Origin of the sequence: Blochmannia endosymbiont of Colobopsis nipponica (assembly GCF_014857065.1) — a bacterium.
In the GTDB taxonomy this organism is placed as follows: domain Bacteria; phylum Pseudomonadota; class Gammaproteobacteria; order Enterobacterales; family Enterobacteriaceae; genus Blochmanniella.
Window position 1 is genome coordinate 54,291 of record NZ_CP046533.1, and the last position, 16,961, is coordinate 71,251.

The following is a 16,961-nucleotide window of genomic DNA, read 5'->3' on the forward strand; positions in this document are numbered from 1 at the left end:
TATGTACAACTATTTATTTTTTAATTTGCTTATTTTATATTTTCTATTTCATTTAGATATGTTGGCCGTTTATTTTAAATAAAAATTTACAATTATGAACAACGATACGATTTTTGATAAAATTATTCAACATAAAATTACAGCTGATATTTTGTATCAGGATAAATTTATTACCGCATTTCACGATATTCATCCTAAAGCACCTGTTCACGTGCTTATCGTGCCTAATATATCAATTCCTACCGTTAATGATGTGAAAATACATCAGGAATTTATTTTAGGTAAATTATTTACCGTTGCTGCAAAAATAGCTAAAAAAAATGGTATTCATGAAAGTGGATATCGATTAATTGTTAATTGCAATCACCATGCTGGTCAAGAAATTTTTTATTTTCATATGCATCTTTTAGGGGGTAGATTTTTAGGACCTTTAATTGTTCCTGTGTAGTAATTAATTTTAGATTTATAATATATTTTTGAAATTTAGGTTTTGAATGTTAGTTAAAATTAAATTGTTGTTTTTTATCGTGATTAATTTATTTTTTACTTCTTTTAGTAATTTGTTTTTTCAGAATTCTTTATCTATTGTTAAAGTTCATAATCAGTTGTTTGATTATGTATCTACATTTACAACAAATGCGCTTAATATTATTCCAATTTTACCCAAAATTAAGTCTTCTGATTGGGAGTATATTTTGTTACCTATAATTAAACAAATGTTTTTTGTCAATGACCTTGAACATAATAGTTTAGTGTTAATAAAAGACATAAAAAATATCGCTAATGGTGATTTACAAAGTAATGAAATTACAACTGCCTTGATACGTATTGTTACAAAAAGTGGTAAATTTCATGTGATAGAAAAAAATAAATTAAATGAGGCGTATATAACATTAGGATTGTCACTGGAAGATAGTTTGGAACATTGTAGTAAAGATTTAGGATTAGGAAGATATTTAAAGGCTAAATACTTATTATATGGAGTTTTAACAGGAGATGCGAGGCAACCGTTTTTAGAATTACAATTGATTTTAGTAAAAACTGGAGAAATTTTATGGTGTTATAAAGAACACATTTAGTGCGATAGAATTAGTTATGAAATTCTAGTATTTGAGTTGATGGTTCATTTTTATGGATATTTGAATTTTTAGAATAAATAATTGAAATTTACACCAAAATGTATATATATATTACATTATATATAGCGATGCGTTATGTATTTAGAGTAACAAAAAAGCTTTTTAATTGTTTTGTTTTTTGGTTTTCTGGTATTGTTATAGCCATTGGTTTAAGCGCCTTAATAATAGTATTATCAGTGATGAATGGATTTGAGCATGAATTAGAAAATGCTGTCCTTAAATTCCTACCTCAAGTATTAATAACTAATGTAGAAAGAAAAATAAATCTTAAAGACGAAATTCCAATATCGTTATTACATTCATTACAGGATGATGTGCAAGTAACATCTTTGACGATGGATAATGTAATATTACATGGGTTTAATGGTTTAGCAGTCGGTTTGATGTTGGGAATAAATCCGAATAATTTTGAGCCTCTAGCTCCTTATTTACTAAATACTTCTTTAGACCAATTGGTTCCAGGTAAATATCAGATAATTCTAGGCAAGCAATTAGCCGAACAACTTGGTGTAAGTAAAGGAGATTATATTAGATTGATTATTCCTAATGTAAATTATTTAACTATAATAGGAAATATTTTTGGTCAACGTTTATTTAAAGTATTGGGTGTTTTTGATGCCAATAGCGAAGTAAACTATTATCAGTTATTGATACATCAACAGGATGCTTCAAGATTAATGCATTATCCAGAAGGATATGTTACTGGATGGAGGTTATTTTTTAAACGACCACTTTTAATTTATGATTTCAAAAAACAAAATTTACCTAATAAGTTAATATGGGAAGATTGGCGAATTTATAAAGGAAACTTATTCCAAGCAGTATGTTTAGAAAAAAATATGATGAGTTTATTACTATTTTTGATTATTATAGTTGCTATATTTAATATTATCACATCTCTTAGCATTTTAATTATGGAAAAAAAAATAGACATTGCAATCTTACAAGTGCAAGGTTTGAAACGCTATCAGGTTCTGTATATATTTATTTTTTATGGCATGGCAGCTATTTTTTTTGGTTCTATTTTAGGCGTAAATTTTGGAATATTTTTAGTTAAAAACTTAAATTTGATTTTATGCTATTGCAATATGTTAGAGCCTGATTTTCAGATACCAGTTTTTATTGAACCAATTCAAATATTTGTTATCGTCCTTCTTAATGTTATTTTGTCATTTTTAGTAATACTTTATTTTTCTAAACGTACTATATCTATTTATCCTGCAAAAATTTTGTCTCATGTTAAATAATTATTTATTATCTTGTTCTAATATTAATAAATCTTATAAAGATGGAAAACGTGATATTAATATACTAAATAATGTTAATTTTTCTTTACAATTAGGTGAAATTGTATCTATCGTAGGGAGTTCTGGCTCAGGGAAAACAACTTTGTTAAATTTGTTAGGAGGATTAGATTATCCTAATTCAGGTGAAGTATTTTTTGAAGGAAAATCTTTATATAAATTATCTTCTAATGCACGTGCTATAATACGTAATAATCGTTTAGGTTTCATTTATCAGTTTCATTATTTGTTATCTGATTTTAATGTAATAGAAAACGTAGCCATGCCATTAATGATTGGTGGAATGAAAGTGAAAGAAGCAAAGAACAGAGCGCAAGCAATGTTAAAATCTGTAAATTTAGCAGAAAATATCTATCGTCGTCGTCCTTTTAAACTTTCTGGCGGAGAACGACAAAGAGTATCTATAGCGCGCGCTTTAATAAAGCATCCCTCTTTAATTTTAGCCGATGAACCTACTGGTAATTTAGATGAAATTAATACGGAAAATATTTTTAAATTATTAAAAAAATTTAATAAATCTCATAGCATTGCTTTTTTGATAGCAACTCATGATATTAAGTTGGCGAAACGTACACATCGTCAATTGAAAATTTGTGACGGCCATTTAATTTTTGATAATATATTCGATTAAGTTAAATTAGTATGTATGTGTTTTTCTTATCTTTACGACTTGCTATTGGATTGTATAGAGGACAAAGTCGTAACAATATAGTATCGTTAATTTATATTTTTTCTGTTATTGGAATTGCTCTTGGCGTTGCTGTATTAATTATAGGTCTTAGTGCAATGAATGGATTTCAATATCAATTAGAACATCGTATTTTAGCAATGATACCTCATGTTGAAATTGAATCAACTAATACAAATTTTGTTGACTGGCAGCTTATTTCTGATCGTATAAAGAAAATTCCAGACATTACTTCTATTATGCCGTATGTATATTTTACGGGACTTATAGGATATAAAAATAAATTACATTTAGTACATATAAAAGGTATAGATTCATTTAAAATATTAGAGATACCAGCTGTAAAAGATGCGATAAATAAAAATGTTTGGCCATTATTTAAAAATGGTTATCAGCAAATCCTTTTGGGAAAAGGCATTGCCGATATTTTAAAAGTACAGCAAGGAGATTGGGTTACTATTATTTTACCTAATATTTATAAATATAGTAAATTTATATCATCAAGAACTATTTCTTTAAAGGTCATAGGAATTTTACCTTTAGACAGTCAATTGGATCAGAATTTTGCTTTAATACCATTAAAGGATGCTGTCTTTTATTTTGATCAACAATACAGGGTGGAAGGGATAGCTATTAGGGCAAGTAATATTTTTCAGATTGATGAATTAATATTTAAAATTAAGACTATTATTAATACTAACAAGATGTCTATTAATAGTTGGATGCATAAATACGGTCATGTTTATAAAGATATTCAAATTGTTCGTACTATTATATATTTATCTATGGTTTTAATAATATTAATTTCTTCTGTGGGTATAGCTGTAATCTTAATGGTATCTGTAAAGGAGAAAAGTAATGAAATTGCAATATTGAAATGCCTTGGAGCCAGAGGATTATTGATTCAGTTTGTTTTTATTTGGTGTGGTTTATTTATAGGTTTGTTTGGTTCAGTTGTAGGAATGTGTTTTGGAATTTTGATATCCTATAACTTAACAGAATTAGGTAATAAATTACAATACTTTGTTGGCCATAAGTTATTACCTGGTGATATTTATTTTATTGATTTTTTACCTAGTGTTTTATTATTAAGTGATATTAAGCAAATTATTGTAATTGAATTATTATTCAGTTTATTTATGAGTTGGTATCCAGCATTGTATGCAAGTCGTATTGAACCAGTTAAAATTTTAAAATAGATTCCTTATAATCAGTAAAACATTTATGTAGAACAAGATTATTCTTTTATTAGTTAAAAGTTTATTGTAACAATTTTTTAAGAACTGATTTTAGAAATTTCGTTTGTAATAAAAATTAAATTGTTATATTTGAATAATTTATTTAAAATTGTTTTGTTATAAATAATGAGATTTATACTTTAATAATTTGATTTTTCGTTTGCGTATAATTTTTGATAAAGATATCATGAAAATATTACTATTTCCTAATCTAATAATGTATAAAAATTAATTTTGGTTGTAAGATTATATGTCACGTAAATATATAAAAGTTATTGTTGGTATGTCTGGTGGCGTTGATTCTTCAGTTACCGCTTGGTTGTTGAAAGAACAGGGATATAAAGTAGAAGGAGTATTTATGAAAAATTGGGAAGAAGATGAAGATGCTACCCATGGTTTTTGCTCTATTTATCAAGATTTAAATGATGCTCAAAGTGTATGCAATACGTTAGGTATTAAATTACATACTGTGAATTTTTCTGCAGAGTATTGGGATAATGTTTTTACAGTTTTTTTGTCTGAATATAAAGCTGGTCGTACTCCTAATCCAGATATTTTATGTAATAAAGAAATAAAATTTAAGGTTTTTTTAGAATTTGCCATGGAGGATTTAGGAGCTGATCTTATAGCTACTGGTCATTATGTTCGTCGTATTGATTTGAAGTCTTACAGTTATCTTGCTCGCGCCTTGGATCAAAAGAAAGATCAAAGTTATTTTTTATATACGTTGAGTCACAAGCAACTGAAGAATTGTATTTTCCCTTTAGGAAATTTTATTAAATCTGATGTTAGAAATATTGCAAAAAAATTAAAATTAATTACCGCAACTAAAAAAGATTCTACTGGCATTTGTTTTATTGGTAAACGTAAATTTCCAGAATTTCTTTCTCGTTATTTACCGTCTAAAATGGGTAAAATTGTTACAGTAAAGGGAGACGTAATAGGTAGGCATCAGGGATTAATGTATTATACTTTAGGGCAACGTAAAGGATTAAAAATTGGAGGAATTAGTAATGGTAATGGAAAGCCATGGTATGTTGTAGATAAGGATTTAATTAATAATTATCTTGTAGTCGTTCAGGGTAATAATCATTCTTACCTAAAATCAAGTAAATTAATTGCGGGTGACATTCATTGGGTGAGTCGTAATGTATTGGAAAAACCTTTTATATGTACAGTAAAAACTCGTTATCAACAGGCAGATGTTCCATGTTATGTACAACCAATATCTGATAATAGAGTACAAGTAGTTTTTAATAAACCTATTATAGCAGTTACTCCAGGTCAATCAGCAGTTTTTTATTTAGCAGAGTTTTGTATTGGCGGTGGGGTTATAGAAAAATCTTATTCTTTTACTTAATTTATTATTTGTATAGATATATATTGCTAATATATACAACATTGTGTTATTTAATGATATATATTGATCTAATAGTTGAATTTTTATTACTTTATAAGTATTTGAATTTGTAAATAATTGTATTTATTCAGTAATATATTCACTTAATATGTATGTACTATATTTTGTTATTTTCCTATGAGTTGAATATATAATTGAAGAATGAAGTTTTTTTAGTCCAAAATATGTTTGGAAGTTTAAATTATTTAATTTTTTTTAGGTATTTATTATAATGCAATTATCTTGTTTAACTGCTATTTCTCCTATCGATGGGCGTTATGCTGATAAAGTTGATTTGTTGCGTGATATTTTTGGCGAATTCGGATTATTTAAATTGCGTGTACAAATTGAAATACGTTGGTTACAAAAATTATCTTTTTGTGAAGAAATTAAAGAAGTTGCTCCTTTTCCAAAGGATGTTGATTCTTATTTGAATGCTATTATTGAAAATTTTAGTATAGAGGATGCCAAACATATTAAAGATATTGAATGTACATTAAATCATGATGTAAAATCTGTAGAATATTTTTTGAAAGAAAAGTTTAATAATCAACCTATTTTAAAAAAAATGAAAGAATTCGTTCATTTTGCTTGCACTTCTGAGGATATTAATAATTTGGCTTATGCTATTATGCTTTCCTTAACAAGAAAAGATATTTTGTTACCAATTTGGTATAATTTGATGAATGAAATAAAAACATTAGCAATTAATTATCGTGACATTCCTTTATTATCTAGAACACATGGACAACCTGCTACTCCATCTACATTGGGAAAGGAAATGGCCAATGTTTTTTATAGGTTATTTCGCCAATATAAAAAATTTAAAAAGATAGAAATATTAGGGAAAATAAATGGTGCTGTAGGTAACTATAATGCCCATATGATAGCTTATCCTGATGTAGATTGGCATAAAGTAAGTAAAGAGTTTGTTACATCTTTTAATATAAGTTGGAATCCTTACACTACTCAAATAGAACCTCATGATTATCTTGCTGAATTATTTAATTGTATATCATTATTTAATACTATTTTAATTGATTTCATTCGTGATATGTGGGGTTATATTTCTCTTGGTTATTTTATTCAAAATTCTTCAGTTAATGAAATAGGATCTTCTACAATGCCGCATAAAGTTAATCCAGTTAATTTTGAAAATGCTGAAGGAAATTTAGGATTGTCAAATGTGATTCTGAATTATTTTTCATCTAAATTACCAATATCACGGTGGCAAAGGGATTTGAGTGATTCTACTGTATTACGAAATATTGGAATGTGTATTAGTTATTCTTTTATTTCTTATCGTTCCATCTTAAAAGGAATAAAAGAATTAACAGTTAATAAAGATAAATTATTTTCTGAATTAAGTCTTCATTGGGTAGTATTGCTTGAAGCAATTCAAACGGTGATGCGGAAATATGGTATTATTGGTTCTTATGAAATTGTTAAGGAATTCGTAGTTTGTAATAAATATATTGATCATCAAATAATACAATCTTTTATTGACTCATTAGAATTGCCAGATGAAGAAAAAAACAGATTAAAAATGCTCACTCCATCTAAGTACATTGGCTATTCTGTTGAGATGGTAGATAATTTAAATAAACAATATTTTAATTAATAATTTCTGTGTTCTATTATATGATAAATACTCAAATTAACATCTATTACTGATCTTTATTTAATTGTTTATATTTTAAAGTTGTTCATAAATAATATAAAATATTGTTTGTGAATAGTGGAATAGAATTTAATTAATCAAAATGTTTCAATGATGCGGTCATATGATTTTATGTTTTCATTAAATATCATCGAATATTTATAGAGATTGGTATGTATAAGGGGTATATAGAAAAGAATTGATTGGTGATTATGTGAATTAATAGTTAATTTATTTAGGTACATGGAGAAGTTCTTTAAATAAATTTGTAATTACTGATTCGGTCTAATAGTAACTTAATCGTGGACTTTTGATAAAAAAATAAAAATTAGTAAAATTAAAATTGTTTGTTACGTAAGGTTGTTAAATCTTTTTTATAATTCAGAATGAGTAAAAATGTTTATAATGTTACGAAAGCATTGAATATTATATCATTAATGAAACTTTATTAATATTTACAATTTTAAATAAACAAATAATAGATTTTAAATGTTTATTAGAACAAATGTTCACAAGTACTTGATATTTGTTTTTATATTTTATGTCATTTAGGATAGATAAATATCGTGAAAGTGCATATGCTATATTGTTTATGTTTATTTTTATTGTGTTTTTGTACGATACATTCAAATAATAAAAAATATTTTTCTTTTCTACCAGATGTTAGTTCAAGATTTCTTAACCCTTTAAATTCAAATATTAATTTATATGATGAATATATTTCTAGTTCAGCTAATGTCTATAAGATAGATAAATTTTTAATAAAAGCGATTATTAAAGTTGAATCTGGTTTTAATCCTACTGTAGTGAGTAAATCTAATGCAGTTGGTTTAATGCAAATAAAATCTTCTACTGCTGGACGGGATGCTTACAAAATGAAGGGTTGGCAAGGGGAACCTAGTATTCAGGATTTGAAAAATGCTTCCATTAATATAGACTTAGGTACTGCTTATTTGTCTATTTTACAGAAACAATTAGTTGGAATCAGTGATCCCAAAATTAAAAGATATGCTATAATAGTGTCTTATGTTAATGGTTTGAGTGCTTTGTTACATATATTTTCTTCTGATTTTGATTGTGCTATTTCTAAAATTAATAAATTTACTTCAGAAGAATTTTATCAATATATTCAAGATTACCATCCATCTTTTCAAGCTCGAAGATATCTTTGGAAAGTAAATATTGCTTATTTAAGTATATGTTCGAAATAAACTAAAAAGATGATTCTTCTCTGTGAGAATTTTTTAAAGTTGTTTTGTTTATTTAGGAAAACTTAATGTTGTTGTGATAGACAAAGATTATATATTGAAAGGATTTTAATTTATATGATATAAAGGTTTGTTATGATATTTATTATTTGTTTTTAGAATTATGTTTTTATTTTATTTTTTAGTAATTTTTTATTTATTTTATATAGATTATTATTTTATATTACAAAGGTTAATGGTGTTTTACGTTTATTTGTGTGTATTTAAATAGATACAATGCTATATCTTAAGAATACAGAAATCAATTTTTTACGTATTGCCATTTAATTTATGAACTTAATTTTAAAAGTATATGTTTTAAATGAATCGTGTTTATAATCATAATTTATTAGCTAGTTTTTAATATTTTATTTGTAGCTTCTGATATTTGTAAATTATATTCATTACATTCTAATCCAGGTATAGGGTTTAAACTACAAATATTGCATGAATTGACTTGTTTACAAAAGTATAATTTTTTGTTATTTATATTTTTGTAATTGAGGTACGATACGGTACTTATTATTAAAATAGTAATTAACATTATAAATATAGTTAACATATATTTGTTAGTGTTTAGTTGAAAAACTGTTGTTTTGAAAGAAGTTAATTTAGAATGCTTATGTTTATCATTTGTTTTAAATGCAGAATGTGAATTTGTGTAATTTTCTTTTATCGTTTGAATAGTTAATTGATTGTTTAGTTTTAATCCACGTTTTGGAATTGTAATGATTGCTGAGATATTTAAGCCAAGTAAATTTAAATTTTTACGAATTACGCTAATTTGTTGATTTAGGTTTCCATTTGATGGTTCTAATCCATGGTTTTCCCAAACTGCATAAAAAAGATGTTTTCTAGTAACTGGTTCTTGAGTATCTCGATATTTGATTAACTCTTCTAATACTTTACCGGCAGAATTAGATAATTTTATTGACGTATTCATATCATTTATTAATGCTAAGTTATACTTTGTAGTGTCGAATATTATGATAGAATGTATGATGTATCTCATTAATGTACTCCAATTTAATTTTAATTAATGATATTAGTAAAATATTTATTGTTATTTAGGTAAAATGTTGTAAAGTTATATTTTTAATTTGTCTGATTTGTTAAAATATAAAACAATAAAAACTGCACAGTTTAAATACCAATAAGATAGTTATAAAGTTTATTTATTGCAATGATTTTTGATACTTAATTTATTTTATTAAGAAATTTAGATATTCAAATATTTAAAATAATTAACTTTTATGCTTTATTTGAATAATTTTCTTATTAAGATCTTATATGTTCATTTCAATTTAAAATTTATTTAAATAAATGTGTATTTTTCGTTCTTTTAAGTTTAATTTTGATTAAAAATTTAAATGTAAATTTGTTTTAACAAATTTTTTGTTGTTGATGAATTTATTTCTAGGTTTTGATTTGTTTGATTTATTTATTAATGTAACAAAAGTGTCTAAATTTTCAGACTATTAAAATAAATATTATATGTTTGTGTATTATTTGGATTTAAATATTATGTTAATATTAGTAAAGGATATTCTTATTTTAGATATTTATTATGTTTTGTATTTTTTTGATTGATGTTTATTATGAATGGATAATTTTAATATTTTAAAATTTTTTATTGTATATTATTTATCGAATAAAATAACAGTCATCTGTTACGGAAAATTATTCTTCCTTTGCTCAAATCATACGGAGTCAATTCTAAGATTACTTTATCTCCCGTTAAAATACGGATATAATTTTTTCGCATTTTACCAGAAATATGTGCAGTAACAATGTGTCCATTTTCTAATTGAACACGAAACATAGTATTAGGTAAAGTGTCTAATACTATTCCTTGCATTTCAATGTTATCTTCTTTTATCACTATCGTTACTCTTTATGTATTTTAGTTTGAATGTTCAAACAACACTTATTGCCAAGCGACATACTTTCTAAAATATGTTTATTAAAATATTTTGTAAGTAAATATTTGACTTAAAGTTTCTTGTTTTTATAATTAAATTAACTTAATCAATTTTCCGTATTCTAATTTTTAGCAAATTGTGAATTATATCATAATAATGTTGTAATTATTAATAATATGTTAGAACAGTTATTTTATTTTTTTTCGATTTTTAGTCATTTTTATTAAGATATCGTTCTACGTCTAAGGCAGCCATACAACCTGTACCCGCCGATGTTATTGCTTGTCTATAATTGGAATCCATAACATCTCCTGCAGCAAATATTCCGGGAATTGATGTTGCAGTTGCATTTCCTTTAATTCCAGATTGTACTGAAATATAACCTTTATTTAAAATCAGTTGATTATTGAAAATATTAGTGTTTGGAATATACCCAATATTAATAAATATTCCATGTACAGTAATTGTTTTTTTAAAGGATTTTTTAATTTCATTTAAAATCACTCCGGTAACACCTATTGCATCTCCTAAAATTTCATCAACAATATAATTTGTATGTAAAAAAATATTTTTTTGTGTTTCTATCCTATCCATGAGTCTTTGAATGAGAATTTTTTCTGCTCGAAAAGTATTACGACGATGAATAAGATGTACTTCTGACGCGATATTAGATAAATATAGAACTGCCTCTATTGCAGAATTTCCACCACCGACGACAGCAACTTTTTGTTTTTTATAAAAAAAACCATCGCACGTAATGCAGTATGATACACCTTTTCCTCTATATGTTTTTTCTGATGGTATATTTAAACATCGAGGAGAAGATCCAGTAGCAATTATTAAGGTGTCACAATGATATTGATTTTCAATACTTATTAATTGAAATGGAGGATTTTTTAGGTTAGTTTTTACAATATGGTCATAAATAATCTCAACTTTTAATTTGGATGCATGGATATGCATACGTTTCATTAATGATGATCCAGTTAATTCATTATAATCACCTGGCCAATTTTCTATCATATTTGTAGTAGTCAATTGACCACCACATTCCATTCCAGTAATTAATATAGGATGTAAATTAGCTCTGGCTGCATAAATAGCGGCTGTATATCCAGCAGGACCTGAACCTAATATAATGAGTTTTTGTATTTTTATTGTTGTCATTGTTTTTTTTGATGTAGTAATTTTATTTATTAAGTATAAAAATATCATAATTTGACTAAAATTAGAATTTTTCAAATCTTATATATTATTGATATGTTTTGTTATTTAAAATGATAATGATTTGTTGGTCAACCACCATTAATTGTTTTATAATATATTTAGTTTTAATTAGGTTTTATGTAAATTGTCAAGATAGATCTATATCTTGTGCTTTGTTTTTTAAATATTATACCCTAAATAATTAAAGCTTACATTAATTAAGTATAATAGAGTATAGTTAATAGATTTGATGTTTATTTTTTAATTTTATATGGAAATTAATAATTATATTAGAATTTATATCGGTGTATCTTGAAGTATTGTTTTTTATTCTCATTATTTTTTTTTGCTACCTATTTGGAAATATCATTGATTAGTTATGACTCCACTGATCCTAGTTATTTTCAATCAACATGGCCCGTTTTAATTAAAAATGCAATGGGTAGTACTGGAGCTTTGCTTTCTGATTTATTGTTTTTTATTTTCGGCGTAACAGCATATTTAATTCCTTTTTTTATTATTTTTATTTCTTTGTTAATTTTTTCACAATCTTCCAGAATTAATTTTTTTGTTTTATCTTTTAAGGTTATTGGTATTTTAGCATTGTTATTATCTTCGTGCGGCTTAATAACAATAATGGTTCAAGAATTAGATAGCTTCAATTCAGGCGGTATTATTGGTACCATAATAAACGGTGTTGCTATGTTGTGGTTAAATAATTATGGTATTGTTTTATTTTTATTCTTAATATGGGTTATAGGTTTTACTTTATTTATTGATTGGTATTGTTTAGTTTTATTTCATAAAAAATTAAAAATTATTGTCGATTCTATATTTAGTATAGGTAGAAAATTTCTTAGCAAAAAAAACATTAATAGCTATTTTTTTTATTACAAATTATTTAAAAAACAGTTAGTAATAACATTTTCAAAACAAAATATAATACAATCAAAATTATTTTGTTTTCATACCCTGTGTTTATTTAAATCTAAATTAAACTCCATTTTATGTAATACTATTAATAAAAATAAGATTTATACTCAAAATTCATATAGGTTAGGAATTTTACCCGAAATTAGATATTTAAGTTTTATTATTTCATATGATAAAAGAAAAACTAATAGAATATTTTTTAATTCTCCGTTAATGTTTTCTTTGGCACAAACTACTAGTAGTTTGTGCCGGGAAAAACTTAATTTAAATTTTTTCTTTTATAATTTTTTGACAAAAGATCTATTTAGTTATAAGAATATTTTTTCTAGAATAACAGAATTCACTTATAGCATTTTTATATCATGTAGAAATGTTAATAGCAATATAATGTGTTTATCAAAAGATAAGCTATTTAGGGATAGTACATATAATTGTAAAAAGTTAAATGATAAAGAAGTGTTGTCATTCAATTCACAACAGTGTGTAAATAATAAAAGACAACAACATCCTGTTAATAAGGTCCACTTAAAAAATAAAAATACTGATAATATGGATTTTTTGAATAAATTTGCATTAACAATAGAATCTAAATTAGCTGATTATTGTATTAAAGCAACTGTTATGAATATTTTACCAGGCCCAGTTGTTACTAGATTTGAATTAAATTTAGCTCCTGGAGTAAAAGTGTCTCGCATTAATAATATTTCTTGCGATTTAGCACGTTCTTTATCTACAACTTCTATCAGGATTGTTGGAATCATTCCAGGCAAACCTTATGTTGGTTTAGAAGTACCTAACAATAGACGCCAAATAGTTCATTTTTGTGAGTTGTTAAATCATGATAAATTTCTTTGCGCTGTTTCTCCATTAACCATAATTCTTGGGAAAAACATTTCTGGACAAATTGTTATTGATGATCTTCAAAAAATGCCTCATTTGTTAATTGCTGGAACTACAGGTTCTGGTAAATCGGTCGGAATAAATACTATAATTTTAAGTATTTTATATAAAACCACTCCATCAGACGTACGTTTTATTTTAATTGATCCTAAAATATTAGAATTGTCTGTTTATGAAGGAATACCTCATCTTTTAACTAAAGTAATCACTAATATGAATAATGTTCATGAAATTTTATCTTGGTGTATTAGTGAAATGGAATATAGATATAAAATAATGTCAATTCTAGGTGTTCGTAATTTAGTAAATTATAATGAATATATTTTGCAAGCTAATCATAAACATTGCCCAATAAATAACCCATTTTATAAATGTGACACAAGTCATGTTCAATCTTCCGAAAAAATTTTAAATAAATTGCCTTACATCGTAGTTATTATTGATGAATTTGCAGATTTAATAATGGTATCTGGAAAAAAAATAGAAGAATTAATTATTAGGTTATCACAAAAAGCTCGAGCTGCAGGCATCCATTTAATATTAGCAACGCAGCGACCTTCGGTGAATATAATTACTGGAATTATTAAAGCAAATATTCCTGCTCGTATCGCATTTACTGTATCAAGCAAAGTTGATTCTCGCACCATACTTGATCAAAATGGTGCGGAAACATTATTAGGCATGGGTGATATGTTGTATTTACCGGCTAATTCTTCTACTCCAATACGTATTCATGGTGCGTTTATACTTGACGAAGAAGTTCGAAAAATAGTAAATGATCATAAAAATTTGAATCCAGATATAAAAATTTATAAGGTTAAAAATAATGTTTATGTAAGAAATAATTCTTGTTAATTACTATCGTTGTAAGTACATTTTGTTAAAATATTAAATTTAATTTAAATAATTTAAAATCAGAATATTTAATATGGTGGTTATTTCCTAAAGTATTTAGAAATCTAGATCAAACATAAATATCTAATGATATTATTTAATGTATAGAATAAACAGAATTTTCAGTCTTATTGATTTGGTTTTTTATTTTCATGTTATTTCAGAAGTGTATATTTTAAAATGAGCGTTAAAATATTATGGTTAAAATATTTATTGTTAAGTTATTTATTTTCGTTTATATTATCAATTACATTAGTTTTTGCGTTAGAAAAAGAAGTTTATGTGTTGCAAAATCGCCTTAAAAAGACAAGTAGTTTTTCTTCTGATTTTATTCAACGATTTATTGGCATTGATGGAGTTCTAATACAAGAAAGTTATGGAAAATTATGGATAAAGCGTCCTGATCTTTTTCATTTTCATTTTACGTACCCAGAAGATTTTTCTTTAATATCTAATGGGAAAATTATATGGTTTTATGATCCAATAATTAATCAAGTTATTATTAATCATTTTGAAAGTATTGATAATTTACTATTTATTTTACTTATTAACGATCAAATTGATCATTGGGATAAATATGATGTAAAACAAAATAACGATTCTTTTAACTTGATACCAAGATTTTATCATGAATATCTAAAAAATTTCAGTATTCTTATAGATTCTGATGGATTAATTCAAAATTTCTTAATTTTTAGACAAGATAGGCAGCGTGTTGAATATGAATTCAAAAATATACAGAAAAAATTAATAGATGATAGTAAATTTTCTTTTGTTGTGCCTAATGAAGCTGATATAGATGATCAGCGTTAAGTGTTTTGCTTAAAGTTATAATAGATAAAATTATCTTAATATGTAAATTTTATTTAATCTTTGTAAAACATTTGAAAAATTTTAGTTAATTGTTTGATCTTTATATTTGCTAATATGTTATTTATTGATTAATAAACATTTTGTTTTTAATTATAATATTTATTGAATATCTAACTAATAGATTAAATTTATATATGCTTGACCCTAAATTATTACGAAATAATATTGATTTTGTTGCAACAAAATTAGCTCGTAGAGGATTTGCATTAGATATAGAAAAATTACGTAATCAAGAAGAACGTCGTAAGTTTTTACAAGTAAAAATGGAAACTTTACAAGCTGAACGTAATATTATTTCTAAAAAAATAGGTAAATTAAAATTATGTGAGGGTAATAGTAATTTTTTGCGTCAAAAAGTTAGTATTTTAAATAAAGATTTAAATTCCACTAAAATTGCTATCAATATGTTGTTAAATGAAATTAAAACTTACGCTTTGTCCTTACCTAATATTTTAGATGAACAAGTTCCTGATGGTTGTGGTGAAGGTGATAATTTAGAAATTTTACGTTGGGGCAATCCTCGTTTTTATAATTTTGAGATACGTAATCATATAGAGTTAGGTCAAATAATTGGTGGATTAGATTTCTTAACTGCTGCAAAAATATCAGGATCTCGTTTTGTAATTATGTATGGACATATTGCTCATTTACATCGAGCTTTAATTCAATTTATGCTTCATGTACATACCAAACATCATGGATATCAAGAATATTATGTACCGTATTTAGTAAATAAAAGTTCATTATATGGAACTGGGCAGTTTCCTAAATTTTCTGACAATTTATTTCATATTCAACCATTTAAAGAGAGTAATCGTTTTTATACGTTAATACCGACTGCTGAAGTTCCATTAATTAATTTGTTAAATAATAAAATCCTTGAAGAAAAAGAATTGCCATTTAAAATGACTTCCCATACCCCATGTTTTCGTGCTGAGGTTGGTAGTTATGGTCGTGATCGTCGAGGATTGATTCGCATGCATCAGTTTGATAAAGTGGAAATAGTACAAGCAGTTATGCCAGCTCAGTCTATGAATGCTTTAGAAGAAATAACGAATCATGCGGAAAAAATTTTACAATTGTTAAATTTACCTTATAGAAAAGTATTATTGTGTAGTAATGATGTAGGTTTTACTGCTTGCAAAACATATGATCTAGAAGTGTGGTTTCCATCACAAAATATGTATCGTGAAATTTCTTCCTGTTCTAATATTAGTGATTTTCAGGCAAGAAGAATACAAGCGCGTTATCGTGATAGAAAGAACAAAAAATTAGGATTATTACATACTTTAAATGCTTCAGGATTAGCTGTAGGACGTACATTAGCAGCTATATTAGAAAATTATCAATTACCAAATGGACGGGTAGAAATACCATTTGTATTACAAAAATACATGGATGGTTTAAAGCATATTGGTAGTGTTTAGTTAAAGTTGAAGAGGATTAATTTGACTTAAAACATTAAATACAATGGTTATTTACATATTATTTAACTGTTATTAAATATTTCAATTATTATGTATTTAATTTTTTAAAGTTAATTTGCTGATTTTACTTA

At 25.4% G+C, this 16,961-nt stretch carries 13 protein-coding genes and 2 pseudogenes; 12 read left to right on the forward strand and 3 right to left on the reverse strand.

Features of this window, described 5'->3' with window-relative positions; genetic code table 11:
• Window positions 1-94: 94 nt before the first annotated feature.
• The 8 genes from GN160_RS00255 (at window position 95) to GN160_RS00290 (ending at window position 8,639) form a co-directional block, all read left to right on the forward strand.
• Window positions 95-448 carry an HIT domain-containing protein gene (locus GN160_RS00255; RefSeq protein WP_192380409.1) on the forward strand — a complete coding sequence of 118 codons (354 nt, stop codon included), beginning with the start codon at window positions 95-97 and terminating at the stop codon, window positions 446-448.
• A 46-nt stretch (window positions 449-494) separates the two neighbouring features.
• Complete coding sequence (locus tag GN160_RS00260; RefSeq protein WP_192380411.1) at window positions 495-1,079, forward strand: penicillin-binding protein activator LpoB; 585 nt, start codon at window positions 495-497, stop codon at window positions 1,077-1,079.
• 128 nt (window positions 1,080-1,207) lie between these two features.
• Window positions 1,208-2,386: an FtsX-like permease family protein gene (locus tag GN160_RS00265; RefSeq protein WP_192380413.1), complete on the forward strand. Its 1,179-nt coding sequence runs from the start codon at window positions 1,208-1,210 to the stop codon at window positions 2,384-2,386.
• The gene (lolD, locus tag GN160_RS00270; protein WP_192380415.1) at window positions 2,376-3,074 is read left to right on the forward strand and encodes a lipoprotein-releasing ABC transporter ATP-binding protein LolD; all 699 of its coding nucleotides are present in this window, start codon (window positions 2,376-2,378) and stop codon (window positions 3,072-3,074) included. The genes GN160_RS00265 and lolD overlap by 11 nt, the downstream gene beginning before the upstream one ends.
• Window positions 3,075-3,085: 11 nt before the next feature.
• Window positions 3,086-4,330, forward strand: a complete 1,245-nt coding sequence (lolE, locus tag GN160_RS00275; RefSeq protein ID WP_192380417.1) for a lipoprotein-releasing ABC transporter permease subunit LolE — start codon at window positions 3,086-3,088, stop codon at window positions 4,328-4,330.
• Window positions 4,331-4,619: 289 nt separating this feature from the next.
• Entirely contained in the window at window positions 4,620-5,729 is a 1,110-nt protein-coding gene (gene mnmA / locus GN160_RS00280; protein WP_192380419.1) for a tRNA 2-thiouridine(34) synthase MnmA, read from the forward strand.
• A 271-nt stretch (window positions 5,730-6,000) separates the two neighbouring features.
• A complete protein-coding gene (gene purB / locus GN160_RS00285; protein ID WP_192380420.1) occupies window positions 6,001-7,389 on the forward strand; it encodes an adenylosuccinate lyase in 1,389 nt (462 codons plus the stop codon).
• Window positions 7,390-7,994: 605 nt separating this feature from the next.
• The gene (locus tag GN160_RS00290; RefSeq protein ID WP_420021979.1) at window positions 7,995-8,639 is read left to right on the forward strand and encodes a transglycosylase SLT domain-containing protein; all 645 of its coding nucleotides are present in this window, start codon (window positions 7,995-7,997) and stop codon (window positions 8,637-8,639) included.
• Window positions 8,640-9,024: 385 nt separating this feature from the next.
• Here GN160_RS00290 and GN160_RS00295 read toward each other — a convergent pair whose 3' ends face one another.
• The 3 genes from GN160_RS00295 to trxB form a co-directional block, all read right to left on the reverse strand.
• Entirely contained in the window at window positions 9,025-9,618 is a 594-nt protein-coding gene (locus tag GN160_RS00295) for a winged helix-turn-helix domain-containing protein (protein ID WP_225624841.1), read from the reverse strand.
• A gap of 720 nt (window positions 9,619-10,338) precedes the next feature.
• Window positions 10,339-10,557, reverse strand: coding sequence for a translation initiation factor IF-1 (gene infA, locus GN160_RS00300; protein ID WP_192380426.1), 219 nt, complete (start codon window positions 10,555-10,557; stop codon window positions 10,339-10,341).
• 250 nt (window positions 10,558-10,807) lie between these two features.
• Window positions 10,808-11,764, reverse strand: coding sequence for a thioredoxin-disulfide reductase (gene trxB / locus GN160_RS00305; protein ID WP_192380847.1), 957 nt, complete (start codon window positions 11,762-11,764; stop codon window positions 10,808-10,810).
• Between the two features lie 351 nt (window positions 11,765-12,115).
• Here trxB and GN160_RS03280 point away from each other — a divergent pair.
• The 4 genes and pseudogenes from GN160_RS03280 to serS all read left to right on the forward strand — a co-directional run.
• Window positions 12,116-12,595: pseudogene (locus GN160_RS03280) on the forward strand (DNA translocase FtsK 4TM domain-containing protein); the annotation flags it as partial.
• Between the two features lie 687 nt (window positions 12,596-13,282).
• Window positions 13,283-14,422: pseudogene (locus tag GN160_RS03285) on the forward strand (DNA translocase FtsK); the annotation flags it as partial.
• Between the two features lie 288 nt (window positions 14,423-14,710).
• Window positions 14,711-15,343 carry an outer membrane lipoprotein periplasmic chaperone LolA gene (lolA, locus tag GN160_RS00315; RefSeq protein WP_192380428.1) on the forward strand — a complete coding sequence of 211 codons (633 nt, stop codon included), beginning with the start codon at window positions 14,711-14,713 and terminating at the stop codon, window positions 15,341-15,343.
• 194 nt (window positions 15,344-15,537) lie between these two features.
• Entirely contained in the window at window positions 15,538-16,830 is a 1,293-nt protein-coding gene (gene serS, locus GN160_RS00320) for a serine--tRNA ligase (RefSeq protein WP_192380430.1), read from the forward strand.
• Window positions 16,831-16,961 lie beyond the last annotated feature (131 nt).